Raw genomic sequence first — 15,552 nt, 5'->3', positions numbered from 1 at the left:
ACCATGAGCTGGTCGTTGACGGTGTAGGGGGAGCCCTTGGGGCGGTGGGGGAGGGGGAGCTCGGTGACGAGAATGCCGTTGCCGGGGGAGGGGTCGGGGGTGCCTGGCGCCACCCGTGCGGGGGGTGACCAGGTGGTCGGGGTGTCCGAGGGTTCTTGCCGGGGCTCTGCGGGGCGGACCGGGGGTGCCGCGGGTGCGTTGTCCCTGCCTCCGTAGAGTTCGGCGGCCGTGGCCAGGATGCGGAGGCAGGCCGGGCCGTCGAGGGCGGTGTGGTTGATGGTGAGGAAGAGGACCGAGTCCACCACTTCGAGCCGTATCGGCGGGGACACCGACAGCGGTGGCGCCTGCGTCAGTGCCCGGGTCCTGGCGTCCTGCAGCGCCCGCGGCCCCGGTGGGGCGAAGGCCACCACCTCCACGTCGGGCTCCGGCGTCAGCTCCCACTCGTAGCGCCGCCGGTACCACGGCCCCCGTGCCTCCCGCATCAGGATCCGCGGATGCCGGTGCAGGGCCTCCGTGAAGGCCTTGCGCAGGCGGGTCTGGTCGACGGGGCCGGGGAGGTGGACCTCGATGTGGACTGTCTCCGGTTCCTGCTCCTGGAGGCAGTGCCGGGACACCTCGTCCACCACCGGGAACGGGATGCGTACCGGTGCCGTCATGCGGGCTCGCCCTTCCCCGTGTCCGTGGTCCTGGGCAACTGCTGGGTCGGTGCCTCCGAGGAGGGCCCTTCGCGCAGACTCACCAAGCCGGCGAACAGGCCGATCAAGGCCAGCAGTTGGGCCGTACGGCCGAACGCTCCCTCGCCCGCGCCCACCGGCTCCCCGGCCCCGAACGCGGCAGCGATGCCCGCTCCCGCCAGCGCGATGAACGCGATCGGCACCAGCAGCGCGTGCCGCCTGGCCGCGAGCAACGCCAGCGCCGGGACCAGCAGCGCGAGCCACCCCGCGATCACCGCTCCGACCAGCGTCAGCGCCACCGTGCCGAGCCACAGGCCGGGCAGCGGCGGGGCCGGCTGCGGTGCGTCGGGGTTGGGGGCGCGGCGACGCCAGAGGGCCAGGCCCAGCAGCACCGCGATGCCGACGCCGCTGCCGATCAGCCCGGCGTCGTACGTGGTGGCCGGTCCGTAGGACAGCTTGACCGTGCCGCCGGCTCCGGCCGGAATCCGCCAGCCCTGCTGCCAGCCGTCCAGCCGCAGCGGGGTGAGCTCCTTGCCGTTCAGGGTGGCCTTCCAGCCGTCGTTGTAGTTCTCGTACGTCGTCAGGTACGAGGCCGCGCCCGAGCCGACCGTCACCTCGCGCCGGTCGCCCAGCCAGTCCCGGACCCGCAGGTCACGCCCGGCCACGGCGGCCTTCGGGACCGTCCCGCGGGTCAGGGTCACGTCCGTGAGCGCGAGCGGGCTCGCGTCGCCGCCCTCCAGACGGTGGTCACCCGAGGACAGCTGCACCTCGGTGTCGCCCCGGCCCTCCTGGCAGAGCGTCACCTCCACGCCCCGCCGCTCCACCAGGTCCCGCACCGTGCCCTTCGCGCCCGTCTGGTACAGCTCGCCGTCCAGCGCCACGTCGGGGCCCTTGCCGCACGGCAGGGAGAACTTGCGGGTGCCGTCCGGCTGCGGGGTGCGGTACTGGTCGAGGGAGGGGATGTACGCCTCCGTGAGGCCCACCGGGAGGCGCAGCTTCTCGTCGGCGACCGGGTTGTGCAGGGTCAGCGGGGCCGTCTCGGTGATCGTGATGTCGAGCCGGTTCGTGGTGATCGGCGGGAAGCGGACCCAGCCGTTCTCGTCGACGCCGGCGATCGTCGCGCCGTCCGGGGAGCTGATGTGCACCTGGGAGGCGCGGGTGGACAGGCCGCCGGCGGGGGCCAGGACCAGTTCGCCGACCGGCTGCTTTCCCTCCCAGCTCAGGTGGATCGTCGGCCGGTCGCCCGCGATCCACGCCGTCGTCAGGTCGCCGTCGGTGAGGTTGCGTGCCGCGAGGCCCGCGCCGAGGCTCGCCGTGGAGTCGGCGGTGGCGACGATCCGGGACTGCTGCTCCGGCGCGACCTCGTACAGCAGCCGGTCGAGTTCCTCGCCCGGCACCGGCACCGCGCTCGCCGTGACCTCGTACGTCCCGGCGGCCGGTGTCGTGAAGCGGCGGTGCAGGCCGGCCTCGGTGCCGGTCGCGGAGAGGCCGGTCGGATCGGAGGCCCGGTGCAGGGAGACGACCGTGGCGTCCGCGGTCGCGTCGTCCGCGTCCGTCGGGAGCCGCAGCAGCCGGGTGACCTGCACGTCCGGCAGGTCGATCTCGGAGAAGCCCGCGCCCGTGAGCCCGGCCCGGCGCTCCACCGAGTCCACGATCGTCAGCTTCATCCACCGCGTGCCGCCCTCGGGCGCCTTGACGCTCTGCGCCGTGCCGTTCGGGCGGAGGAAGCTCGTCCGCTCGCCCTTCTCCGTCTCCACCCGCACCTTCGTCGCCGCCGCCCGCACGCTCTCCTGCGGCAGCGGCGTGACCTTGAAGGAGGACGGCATGTCGTAGGAGCCGGTGAAGCCGATGCGCAGCCACTGCCCGTCCGGCGTGTCCGGCGAGCCCTCCGCCCACGCGGTGTCCGGGTTGCCGTCGAAGGCGTTCACCGGGTCGAACTGCGGCAGGTGGAACAGCCAGTTGCCGTACGAGGAGGCCGTCACCGAGCGGGCGCCGCGCAGTTCGGCCACCGTCTGGTGGTCGGCGCCCTCGGTCGGCAGGATCTGGCGCGGCTTCTCGCCCGGGTCCTGCTGGGCGCCTGGCGCGTTGCGCTCGTCGCGCGTGTACGTGTACGACGTACCGGCGTTGACCACGCCGAACCGGGTGTCGGCGCGCCGCATCCCGTCGCCCACCACCTGCACCGCCGGGGTGCCGAGCCCCGGGTGGTGGTCACCGGTCAGGACGGTCGCCCGCCCGCGCAGTCGCGACGCCAGCGGCAGCAGCGCCTCCGGGCCTCCGGACACCACGGCCGTGTCGGAGACGGGCATGAGTCCCGCCTGCCCGGGCCGGAGCACGTCCTGGCCGGCCGGCCGGTAGATCTCCACCGCCCGCTGCCGCGGGTACAGTCCCTCGACCTGGAGCGGGGCGTCCTGCGCGATCCGGCCGCCGGTCATCACCGGCCCCAGCCCCGTCACCCGCTCGTACCCCGACTGTTCGAGGGTGCGCTTGACGGTCGAGGTCGGCACGTAGCCGATCTGGTCGGGGTCGAGATCGTTGCGTACGACGACGTAGTACAGCCCTGCCCGGCTCAAGTAGTCGGCGAGGCCCGGGACTTCGGCGCCGGACAGCAGTGCCTGCTCGACGGCGTCCATCGCGCGCCGGTTGCCGGGCGTGCCGAACGGTACGTAGTCGCGCTGGGCCCACCGCGACTCGGCGAGCACGTCGAGCGGCTGGTCGATGGGCGAGCCCCAGGTGTAGACGCCGTGCGCGGTCGCCGGGACGACCAGGGCGCGTGAGTCGGGCGAGTACTTCTCCAGCCAGTCGGCCGTGGCCTGCCAGTAGGCGGGGAGTTTCTGGAAGGAACCCGGGTTGAGGATCGAGCCGTTGAGGTACGGCCACAGCAGCCCCGGCAGGATCAGCACCGCCGCGACCAGCGGGGCGAAGCGCCGGCCGCGCACCGGGCGGGCCCCGCGCGGCTCGGCGGCCACACCCACCAGATGCGCCAGGCCCAGCACGAACGCCAGCGCCAGGCCCGTCTGGAACTTGTAGATGTTGCGGAACGGCGACAGCCAGCCGTCCAGCCAGCCCTGCACGACCCCGTGGAACGGCGCCCCGAACGCCCCGCCGTACCCGGCGAGCAGCACCAGCGCCGCCACGAGCACCGTCAGCACGAGCCACCGTCGCTCGGGCATGTCCCGCCGGGCGAGCCCGGCCAGACCGAGCCCGGCTGCCAGGGCCGAGCACACGATCACGGCGACCGACGAGGCCACGGCCCACCCCGCGGGCAGCCACGCCTCACCGAAGTGCAGATAGGCGACCCAGTTCCCGGCACCGCGCAGCGCCTCGGTCGCCGCCATGGTGTCCGTCGTCGTCTGCGAAGTCTCTATATAGGGGAGGAAGTTCTCGCCGTAGATCCCGAGCAGCAGCAGCGGCACCCACCACCAGGCCGTCACGACGATCACGGCCGGAGCCCACCAGGCGATCAGCTTGCGCTGCCGCGGCCCGGACGGCCGGGACAGCAGGTACAGCCCGACCGGCAGCAGGGACGCCAGCGTCGCCGAGGCGTTCACGCCGCCCATGAACGGCACCAGCAGCGCCGACCGCAGGGCCGCGACCCGGGCGGCGTACCGCTCGTTCGTCAGCGGCAGCAGCACCCACGGCAGGAACGCGCCGGGCAGCGCGGCTGCCGACGTCGACCCGATGACGGTGGTGAACACCGGCCACAGCGCGTACGCCACGGCCCCCAGCAGCCGGGAGGCGCCACTGCCCACCCGCAGCCGCTCGGCCAGCCGCAGCGCGCCCCAGAAGGCGACGGACACGATCAGCGACATCCACAGCCGCTCCGCCAGCCACACCGGCAGTTGTACGAGGTCGCACAGCCAGTAGAACGGCAGCATCGGCCACAGATAGCCGACGTACTGGTCCTGGATCCCGCCGAACCCGGCCCGGTCGTGCCACAACTGCCCCAGGTCGGCGAGGAACTGACCCGGGTCGACCGTCACACCGAGCTTGGTGTCGAACGTCTGCCGTCCCGGCCGCACCGCCAGGAACAGCACGAACACCACGGCCCAGAAACCCAGCAGCCAGCGCCGCGACCGCGGGCCCTCGGGGGGACCCGCCGCGGTCGCGGTGGTGGGGACGGCTGCCGGTGGAGGAGCCTGGACCGTGGTTGTCATGTAGGGCACCGCCGCAGGATGAGGAGGAGGTTCCAGGTGGCGAACTCACGGATGCCGGGCGCCTTGACGACGGCCTCCGCGAGGAACGGCCAGTAGCGGGAGCGCGCCGAGACGACCGTGACGTCGTCCCGGGCACGCACCTGCCGCAGGGTGGATCCGATGTGCACCGCGAAGAGGTTCTCGCCGAGCGTGTGCTTGGCGGGCCTGCCGGTCCGCCGCAGATAGCGGGCCCGGGCCCGCTCGGCACCGAAGTAGTGCCACGGGGCCCACTCGTGCCCGCCCCACGGCGACAGCCAGTTGGTGAACGACACGTAGATCAGCCCGCCGGGCCGCGTCACCCGGGCCAGCTCACTCAGGAACGTCTCGGGGTCGGCCACATGCTCCAGCACGTTGGAGGAGAACGTGACGTCCGCGACGCCGTCCCGGAGGGGCAGCAGGTATCCGTCGGCGACGACGGTCGAGTCGGGCGGTTTCTCGCCCATCTCGGCCATGTCCGGCTCGAACAGGTAGGCCTGAGCCCCGCGTCGCCGGAACTCTTCGGTGAAGTAACCGCTGCCGCCGCCCACGTCCAGGACAGTACGCCCGGCGACGGGCCCGTCGTAGGACTCGACTTGGTCGACGGCGTCCCGGGCGAGCAGCGAGTAGCAGCTCTCGGGATCGTCCTGTTCATGGAGAAAGGCGCGGAACAGGGCAAGAGATCGTCGTAAGGAGGGGTCGTTTCCATAGGCGCGCGGGGCTGTGACATGTGTGGCTCCGCCGCGTGGGCGCTTGAGCGGTATCACGGGGCCCAGCCCCTCACCGCCTCCGCGGCCACCGCCCGGAACTGCCGCACAGTCCGGTCCCACCGGAACTGCGCCGCCCGCTCCCGGGCCGCCTTGCCCATCAACTCCCGCCGCGACCCGGACAGGCCGAGCGCGCACCACGCGGCGGCGAACGAGGACTCGCCGCGCGCGAGAACTCCGGTCTCACCGTCCACCACGGAGTCCTTGAGCCCCGGCACATCGAAGGCCACGGTCGGCGTCTCCCGCGCCGCTGCCTCCGTCACGACCAGACCCCACCCCTCCACGGCGGAGGGATGCAGCAACAACCAGGCCGCGCACAGCAGCCGATGCTTCTCGGCCTCCGAGACATAGCCGGTGAACTCCACACCGGGTCCGGCGAGTTGTTCCAGTCTTGCTCGCTCGGGTCCGTCCCCGACGATGACGAGCCGCCCGCCGGTGACCGGCCGCACCCGCTCCCACAACCGCAGCAGCAGATCGATCCGCTTGTACTCGACAAGCCGGCCGACGGCGACGAACAACGGCTCGGGGGAGCGCTCGGCCCGCGGCGCCGGCTCCTCGACGCCGTTGTGCACGACCCGGATACGGTCCCGCTCGACGCCGATCGCGCGCAGCGCGTGGGCGGTGGAGGAGGAGACCGCGACCAGCAGACTCCGCTGCTGCGCTCCGGTCAGGGCCCAGTGTTCGAGTCTTCGGCCGATCCGCGCGGCCGGCGCCAGCGGCCCGCCGAAGCGCATCTTCCACAGGTCGGTATGGACGTGGTTGACCAGGCACAGCGTGGGCCCGGAGTGCCACAGCGGCGCCAGGTACGGCATGCCGTTGCACACCTCGACCAGCAGATCGCAGTCACCGACCTGGCGGGCGAAGGCCGACCGGGCGCGCAGATAGTGCCCGTACGGGCCGCCCGCCGACACGACCCGGTAGTCCCGGATGGGGGCACCTCCCTGCTCGAGCGAAGCCGAGAGCTTGGGGGACGCAGGGCCCCCGCACAGCAGGGTCACCTGGTGGCCGAGCCGGGTCAGGCCGTCGGCGAGCTTGTCGACCAGCAGCTCGGAGCCGCCGGCGGACGGATTGTCCAGATCACGATGGGCTAGGAAGACGATCCGGCGCGGATGTGGGGGAAGCGCCGGAAGGTGCTGCGGCGCGCTGGGGGACGCGGCGCGCAGCTGGGACGGCACGTGCTGGGGCATGGGTGCTCCAACTCGTCTCGGGGTGCGGAACTCAGCGTGGGGGCAGGTCTGGCTCTGGGGATCTTGCTGTGGGGGGGCCTGAGCCCTTCCTGGGAGGGGAGTGTGGACGGGTTGTGCTCGGGTGGGGTTGGACAGTTTTCGCCCGGACGTTCTCCACGGCTACTCACCGGCGTGACAATTTCGGGCTTTGTTAGAGCTGACGTCACATCACATCGTGAGGGTGGGCTGGGGCGTACTGGACGTATCGGACGGAGCGGGCTGCTCCGGCTCCTTCCGCCCACGCGTCACCAGAACGCCACCCACCGCCGCGAGCAGCACCCCCGCCACACCGGCCCCGAGCGGCAACGTCGTGCCCACCAGACGCAGTTGACCGCGGTCCCGCTTCGCCTGCCGCACGGCCTCCTTCTGGGTCCCGGTCGTGAACGAGAGCTTCCGGCTGTCCAGCAGCACCGCCGCGTCCTTCTTCCCGCCCGGCGCCCGCAGGGTCCGCTTGGGCCCGGTCTGCGCATAGATCACCCGGCCGGTGGCCTGGTCGACGACCAGCTCGAAGCCGTGGTTGGAGTACCACTCCTCGGCCAGCACCTGCGGCCGCTCCGGCTGGTCGACGAGGCTGCCGGGCACCATCCGCGTGCCGGTCCTCGTCGGCGGCACGGAACCGGTGAACTTGTAGCCCGTGTAGCCCTGGACCTTCTCGGCGCCCCGGTAGCGCAGCACGACCGTGTCGCCGAGGGTGTTGTCCCACCACTGGTACGAGCGTTTCTGCACGTCGAAGGGGAACTTCAGATAGGCCTCGCCCTCGATGTACGGCTTCTCCCCGCAGCAGTGCACGGGCCGGTTGGTCTTCCGGTCCATCACCCAGCGGTGCGGCGTGAAGTCCAGCGCGTCGTGCGGGTCGGCGGCCGGCAGCGATTTGTCGGTGTCGACCGTGGTCGTCACGTCCCAGACGGCGTTGCCGCTGCGTTCGCTGTCCTCGACGTTGCCCCGCACCCGCTGGGTCACCGTGATCTTCCGGTCGGGCACCGTCTCGATCCGGTCAGTGTCGAAGACGCTGCCCCGGCCGGTGTAGACGGCGGTCGTGTCGATGTCTGTCGGGTTCACCGCTGCACGCGGCTGCACGTACCAGGCGAGCAGTGGCGCCAGCACCAGCAGGAACGTGCCGAGACCCAGCAGGATCAGGGAAAAAGGAGAGGTTGTACGGCGCATCCGGGCACTCCAGTGGCTTGGGACGGCTCGACGTACGAGGGGGCCGGCACGGCGGCGAGATGTGCGCGTGCGGCTGGGCCGGGAACCGTAGGCCGCTCTTGACGGAGTGTCAATGCTTGTCGAGACTGGGCGCGACAGGCAGGGACGGGGTGCCGGGGTGGGGCAACCTCCGGACAATCTCCGGACGAATCCGGACAGAGAGGCTGACCCTGCGATGTCGAGACTGCTCGCTGCCGCGCTGACCGTCGCGCTCGCCGCCGCCCTTGCCGTGGGCGCCGCGCTGGGCGTCGTCGCGCTGCTCGAAGCCACACCCGACCAGCCGAACACCCCCCTGATCACGTACGAGCAGGCCGGGCAGGGGAGTTGACGGTGACGGCCGCCCGCACCGGAACCGTCACCACGCGCTCGGCATGGCACGACGTACCGCGCTTCCAGGTGCGCCGGTTCGCGGCGATCGCCATGGCCGAGGCACCCGCGCTCGCCGAGGAGATCCTCTGCGAGATACAGCGCGAGTACCCGCATCTGCCCGTCGTCCTCGACGACTCCGGCGAGCCCATGGCCCTGGTCGGCATCCGCCGCGCCATCGAGGTCTTCGTGCAGCACCTGGAGAACTCGGAGGGGCGGCCGACCGTCCCGCCCGGTGTCTTCCAGGACTTCGGCCGCGGCGAGGGCCTCAACGGCCGCTCGCTCGACTCCCTCCAGGCCATCTACCGCATGGGCGTACGCCTGGCCTGGCGCCGTTTCGCCGACATCGGCCAGCGCGTGGAGATCCCGCCCCCGGCGATGTACGAACTGGTCGACGCGGGCTACGAGTACCTGGACGGCCTGGTCGACCAGTCCGTACGCGGCTACGCCGAGGCCGCGGCCCGCCAGGCCGGCGAACGCCTGCGCCTCCAGCGCCGCCTGATGGAACTCCTGCTGGCCGAGCACCACCGCGGCGACCCCACCGAGGCCTTCACCGAACGCGCCGCCCGGATCGGCTGGCCCCTGCCGGAGAAGGTCGCGGTCGGCGTCCTGCTGCGCCCCGCCCGGGAGGCCATGGCCCCCGCGGTCGGCCAGGGGGTGCTGCTCGACATGGAGTACGAGCAACCCCGCATGGTCGTGCCCGAGCCGGACGCGGCAGGACGCCCCGAACTCCTGCACCGGGCCCTGGCCGGCTGGTCAGGGGCGATCGGCCCGCCCGTCCCGCTCGCCGACGCGGCGAAGTCGCTGCGCTGGGCCGAGGCCGCCGTACGCCTCATGGAACGGGACCTGCTCCCCTCGGACGAGGTCCTCTACTGCACCGAGCACACCGAGGCGCTGGTCCTCCTCCAGCCCGAGGAGCTGATCGACGACCTGGCCCTCAGATGCCTGGCCCCCCTCACCCACTGCGGCCCCACCCACGGCCGCCGCCTCGCGGAAACCCTCCTGGCCTGGCTGGAGACCCGGGGCGGAGCACCGGAGGTCGCGGCCCGGCTCGGCGTCCACCCCCAGACCGTCCGCTACCGCCTCCGCCAGATCCGCGAACTGTGGGGCGACGAGATCGACGACCCCGACCGGCGCTTCGAACTGGAGCTGGTGCTGCGGGCGCAGCGGCTGCGGGGGGAGTTGGGGGCGGTGCGTCCGCGGCGGTGAGCCGGGCTGCGCACCCGGCGATGATCACCGCCGCTCCGGTGTCACACCGCGGCCCGCTCCTTCGCCGTGGCCCGCCCGGATGCCGGAGCGTCCAGATGGGTCACCACCGAGGTGTAGAACCGGTGCACGGCGTCGTCGACGCTGCGGATGAAGCCGGACTCGGCGTTGCCGCGCCCGCTGCCCATGCCCTTGAAGAGGGACAGGCGGAAACCGGTGATGCGGGTGGCGCTGTCCTTCGGGAGCAGGTCCGCCGGTTCGGGCCGCAGCCGCTCCAGTGTGCCCCGGGGGCCGCCGGTCTCGCCCTCCACCAGCGTCTCGACGTGCAGATCAGCCGGCGCCTCGGCGAGGCGGCGGACCAGACGCTTGGCCCAGGTCAGGGGGTAGCCCTGCTGGGGTGCCGGGATCTCCACGGACGTACGCAGCTTGGCGGTCCGCAGATCCGCGCTGACGGTGAGCAGGCCGGGCGCGCCCTCGACCCGCAGCTCCGCCTGGAGCCTGCCCTCCACACACAACTGGTCGGCCAGGCGGGCGCGGCGGGCCCCGGGATCGATCCCGCGCCTGGTGCGCTGGGCGGGCAGCACCTTCTGCCCGAGCTCACCGCCGAGCCGCAGGCACACCTGGCGGATGAGCCGCTCCCAGCTCTCGACGACCTCCAGGGCGCGGGGGTCGCCCTGGCAGAGCGTCTCGTCACTGATGCCGTTGCGGACCGGCACCCAGGCCGAGCCCATGTTCTGGAACCCGTGACAGCCGGAGTTCTCGTGCTGGAGGTAGTGCAGAAGGTCCTGGAGCAGCCAGGTGCGCGCCGCGTTCCCGACACCCTCGTGACGGATCAACATCTGGGCCTGATGGGCCACTTCGGCCCACGACAGGTGCCAGAGAGCCACCTGGTGCTTGCGCCGCCGGTCGATCTTCACGTCGACCAGCGGGCTGCCCTCCAGCGCGACGTCGTTCGACAGCGTGATCACGGCCTCGTAGCCGCGGCGGGCCGCGATGTCCATGTAGGCCTGCACCTGATCGGACTTCAGGGGATTGCCGTTGGTCTTGGTCTCCACGAGCGCCGTCCACAGCTTCCCGGCGCGCTCCACGCGGATCACTCCGTCGGGGCGCCGAGGTGTGTCGCCGTGCGGCAGGGACACCTCGGTGAAGGTCTCCATACGGCCGGACGGCGCGCCGAAAGGAGCGGTGATCCGCCTGCCGAACCGAGGCACCTGGGCCATCACCGACAACAGCACGGAGGTGGAGCGCATCTCCCGGTCCCGGTCGCTCTTGAGCGCCGACACCGGAAAGAGCCGGGCCTGCTTCCAGGACTCGTTCTCCGCCAGGCTCTTCACGGGCGCCCTGGGCGGCGTGACCTTCTTCTTCGCGGTCCGGGGCCGGGTCGTCCGCTTCTTCGGGGCGGCTTCCTCGTCGGCCGGCGGGCGCGGTGCCGGCACGGCCTCCAGCGTCGTCCGCGGCTCGGCGTCGGGAGGGACGACGGCGGATGGTTCCTCCGAGACGGCCGCCGCGGACTCCGCTTCGTCGTCCTCGATGTCGACGCCGAAGTCCGTCGCCAGCCCCGCCAGCCCGCTCTCGTACCCCTGCCCGACGGCCCGGAACTTCCACTCCTGACCGCGCCGGTACAGCTCACCGAAGATGATCGCGCTCACCGGGCCGGCGTCCTCGATGACGAACCGGAGGAGGCTTTCGCCGCCCGCGTCCGCCAGCGTCACCTTCAGGTCGTTCAGCTCGCCGAAGCGCGCCCCCTCGTACCGGCTCGCGGCCACGACGATCCGCTCCACGTCGGCCGGGACCGCGGTCAGGTCGAAGCTGATCCGGTCCTCGCTGCCGTCTCCCGTCGGCTCCTTGCCGAGGAGCTGCACGCTGCCGTCGGCGGCCACCGGGTTGTTGTAGAAGTAGAAGTCGGCGTCGCTGCGTACCTTGCCGTCCGCGTTCAGCAGCAGGACGGACACGTCGGCGTCGCCCTCACCGGTCGGGCTGGACCAGCCCAGACTGACGATCGCGGATTCGGTGTTCTCGCTCAGGGCCGTCAGAGACACGTTCGAGCCCATGGTCATATCGCGCACAGAGATCCCCCCACCCTTGCGACACCTGTGACGTGTCGCACACAGGGCACTTTAATGTGCACTGAACGTGCTTGTGGCGTGCTCGTGGGTTTCCGCCCGCCGGTCCTCTGCCCATTGCCCGGGCAAACCTCTATGGCTAGCCTGTGTTCGTCATGCCGATCGCCTGTTGATATCTCGAACGTTGATATCGCGAACACAGGCGCCTGAGACATATAGGGAGGGGGCCGGTCGTGGGACGCCTCGTACCAGCCGTGACCCGGGCTCTCGACATTCTCGAGCTCTTTCTCGACGGGGACGGGACGCTCTCCGCCCCCGACATCGTGCGCAAGCTCCAGCTGCCGCGCACGACCGTGCACGAGCTGGTGACCACGCTCGCCGCCCGGAAGTACATCGTCCCCGTGCCCGGCCAGCCCGGACGCTACCGGCTCGGTGTGCGTCCGTACCAGCTCGGCGCCCGCTATGCCGAGCAGCTCGACCTCGCCGCCGAGGGGCAGCAGGTCGCCCGGTCCGTCGCCGAGACCTGCGACGAGACGGTGCACGTGGCGATCCTCGAGGACACGGACGTCATCTACATCGCCAAGGTCGACTCCACGCACGCCGTGCGGATGGTGTCGGCGGCCGGGCGCAGGCTGCCCGCCCACTGCACCTCCGTCGGCAAGATGCTGCTGGCCTCCCTTCCCGAGCACGAGCTCGCCGCGCGGTTCCCCGACGACGCCGAGCTGGTCGCGATGACCCCCAACAGCATCACCGACCCGGCCGCCCTGCGCGAGACCCTGGCCGAGATCCGTGAGCGGGGCACCGCCGTGGAGAACCGCGAGTCCAACCCGGACGTGAGCTGCGTGGCCGCACCGGTCCGCGACCGCACCGGCCAGGTCGTCGCCGCCCTGTCGATCTCCGTGCCCATGATCCGCTGGAGCGAGGAGCGCCGCGCCGAGCTGGAACAGCTCGCCGCGAAGGGCGCCGCCGAGCTGTCCGAGCACCTCGGTCACCGGAGCGTGGCATGACGACGACACCGTTCGAGGTCGCCGTACGGGCCGAGGCCGAACTCGGCGAGGGGCCGGCCTGGGACGCGGCGGCCGGGCGACTCCTCTGGATCGACATCCTCGGCTGCCGGGTGCACACGTACGACCCGGCCACCGGGCGCCGCACGGTCCGCCGGACGGAACAGCACGTGGGGGCCGTCAAGCCGCGCGCCGGTGGGGGGCTCGTGCTGAACCTGCGCGACGGGGTCGGCCTCCTCGACCCCGACGGTGACTCCCACGGCGGGTTTCGCTGGCTGCACCACGAGCCCGTGCCCGGCCGCCGCGCCAACGACGCCGCCGTCGCGCCGGACGGCTCGCTGTGGGCCGGCACGATGCGCTACGACGAGGCACCCGGGGGCGGCACGCTGTCCCGGATCACCGGTGACGGCTCGGTGGAGGTCGTCCTCGACGACGTGGCGGTGAGCAACGGCACGGGGTGGAGTCCCGACGGCCGGCTCATGTACTACGTCGACTCTCCGACCCGGCGGGTCGACGTGTTCGACCACGCGGACGGGCGGCTGTCCGGGCGGCGGACCCTCGCCGTGATCGAGGACGGCGCGGGGTTCCCCGACGGGCTGACCGTGGACGCCGACGGTTGTGTGTGGGTGGCGCTGTGGCAGGGGGCGGCGGTGCGCCGGTACACGCCGGAGGGGCAGCTGGATCGGGTGATCGAGTTGCCGGTGCCGCTGGTTACGGCCTGTGCGTTCGGTGGGAGTGGGCTGAGTGACCTGTACATCACGACGGCTCGGACGGGGCTGACGGATCCGCCCGCGTTGGCGGGGTCGGTGTTCGTGGTGCCGGGGGCCGGGAAGGGACTGGCGCAACCCGCTTTTGCCGGCTAGTGGTGCTTCGTTACGTTGGGTGATCTCGCCTGGTGGTGTGCATTGCCTGGTATGAGGCTGGGGAGATGGAACGGCTCCGGAGTGAGTGTTATCTGCGGGGTCTGATGCTGGACGGGCGGCGTAAGTCGATCCAGCCGATGGCCGACCGGCTGCCGGACGGCAACATGCAGGCTCAGAACCTCGACGGCGCCTACCGGCTGCGCCCCTGGATGACCGCGGCCGCCGCGAGGCCGTGCGCTCCCTCGTCGAGCACCACCCGGCCGCCCAGAACCTCGACATCGAGGCCCTGCAGGACGCGGCCGTCATCCGCTACGCCTGCCAACACCGCGATGAGCCGGACATGGCTCGCCGGAAGGCAGTGGGCGATGCGGCAGACGCGCCTCTCGAGAAAACTCCAGCCAGCCGCGCCCGGGCCCTGCACGTGCGCATCTCTGCGCACCTGCACGACCCCCTCGTCGACGAGGCCCTGAGTCGCATCACCTGGCACCACGGTTCGCACTCAGCTCCCCAACCGGCAGCTGCGACGTGGCGTAGCACACCCGCTTCCGCGGATTGCACCCGGGAAGGAGCAGGGAAGTTATAGGGCCGTGGTCACTGTGAAGGGAGCATGAGGCCCCGTGACGCTCGTAACGCCCCCCATCCCCAGAGCGGCAGGATCGTTTCCGCTACTCGGTCACGCGATACAGCTGATGCGCGACAATCTCGGTTTCATCGCCTCGCTGCGCGAGGACTACGGCCCCTTGGTCGAGATCACCCTGCAGCCAGGCACCCGCACCATCGTCGTCCAGGACCCCGAACTCATCCGCACCATGCTCGTCGACCTCGCCCCCACGCTCGACAAAGGCCGATTCTTCGAGAAGATGGGCTACCTCCTGGGCGACAGCGTGGTCACCGCGGCCGGGCAGGACCACGTCCGCAAACGGCGCCAGTTGCAGCCGGCGTTCGCCCGGGCCGAGATCGCCCGCTACGTCGACATCATGCGCAACGAAGTCACCGCCGCCACGGACAGCTGGCAGCCCGGCCAGAGTCTTGACGTGCGGGAGGCCATGGTCAAGCTGTCGCTCGACATGCTCGCCAAGACGGTGTTCTCCGGCAGCCTCGACGAGGAGACCTTCCGCCGACTGCGGCACGACCTCTCCGTGGTGATGACCGGCGTCGGTGCACGCATCATGCTGCCCGACTGGGCCGAGCGGCTGCCGCTTCCGTTCAACCGACGCTTCAACGAGTCCCGGGACGCCGTACGGGCCACCATCCACCAGGCCGTCGACGACCTGCAAGCCTCCGGACACGACACCGGCGACATGCTCTCCCTGCTGCTGCACGCCACCGACCCGGACAGCGGCGAGCCCCTGACCACGGACCAGATCTGCAGCGAGATCCTCACGTTGGCCGTCGCGGGTACGGAGACCACCGCCAGCGTCCTGTCCTGGATCTTGTACGAGCTGGCCCGGCACCCCGACATCGAGGCCAGGGTCCTGGCCGAGCTCCACGAGGTCCTCGGCGGCCGTCCCATCTCCTTCGCCGACGTCACCCGACTTCCCTACTTACGGCGTGTAGTGACCGAAGCCACGAGACTGCATCACACCGGGTGGCTTGTCACCCGCAGGACAACCACCGAGACCCGCCTGGGGGAGTGGACCCTGCCCTCGGGTACCGAGCTGGCCTACTGCCAGCATGCCCTCCATCGAGACCCTGCTCTCTACCCCAACCCCTCCGCGTTTGACCCCGATCGCTGGCTGGACAACGCCCAGCCGCCGCCCGCCGGAGCGTTCCTTCCGTTCGGCGCCGGCAAGCACAAATGCATCGGCGACCACTTCGCGCTCACTGAGCTGATCACCGCAGTCGCGACGATCGTCCGAACAGTCCGGCTCGAACTCGCTGCCAATCAGACCGTACGTCCCGTGGCCCGGGCCACCGTGCGGCCGAGAACCCTCACCATGACCGTGCAGCCGCGGGAGGGATCCACTCGCCCTGACGCAGCCTGAACCCGAGCACCTGGCAGGCGAATCCG

Annotated in this window: 11 protein-coding genes and 2 pseudogenes; 6 read left to right on the top strand and 7 right to left on the bottom strand. The window is 71.5% G+C overall.

Annotated features, from left to right (window positions below; translation table 11 throughout):
- From AOQ53_RS30720 to AOQ53_RS30700, 5 genes and pseudogenes are all read right to left on the bottom strand, one after another.
- Positions 1 to 656: pseudogene (locus AOQ53_RS30720) on the bottom strand (condensation protein); the annotation flags it as partial.
- On the bottom strand, positions 653 to 4,828 hold the full coding sequence (locus AOQ53_RS30715) for an alpha-(1->3)-arabinofuranosyltransferase (RefSeq protein ID WP_059422217.1): 4,176 nt from the start codon (positions 4,826 to 4,828) through the stop codon (positions 653 to 655). The gene AOQ53_RS30715 and the pseudogene AOQ53_RS30720, both read right to left, overlap by 4 nt.
- Positions 4,825 to 5,607, bottom strand: a complete 783-nt coding sequence (locus AOQ53_RS30710; protein ID WP_408055205.1) for a class I SAM-dependent methyltransferase — start codon at positions 5,605 to 5,607, stop codon at positions 4,825 to 4,827. The genes AOQ53_RS30715 and AOQ53_RS30710 overlap by 4 nt, the downstream gene beginning before the upstream one ends.
- Positions 5,607 to 6,797 carry a glycosyltransferase family 4 protein gene (locus tag AOQ53_RS30705; RefSeq protein WP_059422215.1) on the bottom strand — a complete coding sequence of 397 codons (1,191 nt, stop codon included), beginning with the start codon at positions 6,795 to 6,797 and terminating at the stop codon, positions 5,607 to 5,609. Before AOQ53_RS30705 ends, AOQ53_RS30710 begins: the two co-directional genes overlap by 1 nt.
- A gap of 207 nt (positions 6,798 to 7,004) precedes the next feature.
- Positions 7,005 to 8,000 carry a DUF3068 domain-containing protein gene (locus tag AOQ53_RS30700; RefSeq protein ID WP_059422214.1) on the bottom strand — a complete coding sequence of 332 codons (996 nt, stop codon included), beginning with the start codon at positions 7,998 to 8,000 and terminating at the stop codon, positions 7,005 to 7,007.
- Positions 8,001 to 8,214: 214 nt separating this feature from the next.
- Here AOQ53_RS30700 and AOQ53_RS44955 point away from each other — a divergent pair, with 214 nt between their 5' ends.
- Both AOQ53_RS44955 and AOQ53_RS30695 read left to right on the top strand, forming a co-directional pair.
- Positions 8,215 to 8,367: a hypothetical protein gene (locus AOQ53_RS44955; RefSeq protein WP_010042314.1), complete on the top strand. Its 153-nt coding sequence runs from the start codon at positions 8,215 to 8,217 to the stop codon at positions 8,365 to 8,367.
- Positions 8,368 to 8,369: 2 nt separating this feature from the next.
- On the top strand, positions 8,370 to 9,614 hold the full coding sequence (locus tag AOQ53_RS30695) for a PucR family transcriptional regulator (protein WP_059422212.1): 1,245 nt from the start codon (positions 8,370 to 8,372) through the stop codon (positions 9,612 to 9,614).
- Between the two features lie 41 nt (positions 9,615 to 9,655).
- Here AOQ53_RS30695 and AOQ53_RS30690 read toward each other — a convergent pair whose 3' ends face one another.
- Complete coding sequence (locus tag AOQ53_RS30690) at positions 9,656 to 11,668, bottom strand: TerD family protein (RefSeq protein ID WP_174523374.1); 2,013 nt, start codon at positions 11,666 to 11,668, stop codon at positions 9,656 to 9,658.
- Between the two features lie 239 nt (positions 11,669 to 11,907).
- Between AOQ53_RS30690 and AOQ53_RS30685 the strand changes: the two genes are divergently transcribed.
- The 3 genes and pseudogenes from AOQ53_RS30685 to AOQ53_RS46735 all read left to right on the top strand — a co-directional run.
- The gene (locus tag AOQ53_RS30685) at positions 11,908 to 12,681 is read left to right on the top strand and encodes an IclR family transcriptional regulator (protein WP_059422210.1); all 774 of its coding nucleotides are present in this window, start codon (positions 11,908 to 11,910) and stop codon (positions 12,679 to 12,681) included.
- On the top strand, positions 12,678 to 13,541 hold the full coding sequence (locus AOQ53_RS30680) for an SMP-30/gluconolactonase/LRE family protein (RefSeq protein WP_059422209.1): 864 nt from the start codon (positions 12,678 to 12,680) through the stop codon (positions 13,539 to 13,541). Before AOQ53_RS30685 ends, AOQ53_RS30680 begins: the two co-directional genes overlap by 4 nt.
- A gap of 65 nt (positions 13,542 to 13,606) precedes the next feature.
- A pseudogene (locus AOQ53_RS46735) lies at positions 13,607 to 13,711 on the top strand (transposase); the annotation flags it as partial.
- 20 nt (positions 13,712 to 13,731) lie between these two features.
- On the opposite strand, the gene AOQ53_RS44950 reads toward AOQ53_RS46735, so the two are convergent.
- Positions 13,732 to 14,040, bottom strand: a complete 309-nt coding sequence (locus AOQ53_RS44950; RefSeq protein WP_167745782.1) for a hypothetical protein — start codon at positions 14,038 to 14,040, stop codon at positions 13,732 to 13,734.
- Between the two features lie 118 nt (positions 14,041 to 14,158).
- Between AOQ53_RS44950 and AOQ53_RS30670 the strand changes: the two genes are divergently transcribed.
- The gene (locus AOQ53_RS30670; RefSeq protein ID WP_059422206.1) at positions 14,159 to 15,526 is read left to right on the top strand and encodes a cytochrome P450; all 1,368 of its coding nucleotides are present in this window, start codon (positions 14,159 to 14,161) and stop codon (positions 15,524 to 15,526) included.
- Positions 15,527 to 15,552 lie beyond the last annotated feature (26 nt).

It is taken from the genome of Streptomyces azureus (genome assembly GCF_001270025.1).
Lineage (GTDB): Bacteria > Actinomycetota > Actinomycetes > Streptomycetales > Streptomycetaceae > Streptomyces > Streptomyces azureus.
The sequence above is the reverse complement of the archived record's forward strand: the minus strand, read 5'-3'. Positions and strand labels throughout refer to the sequence as shown.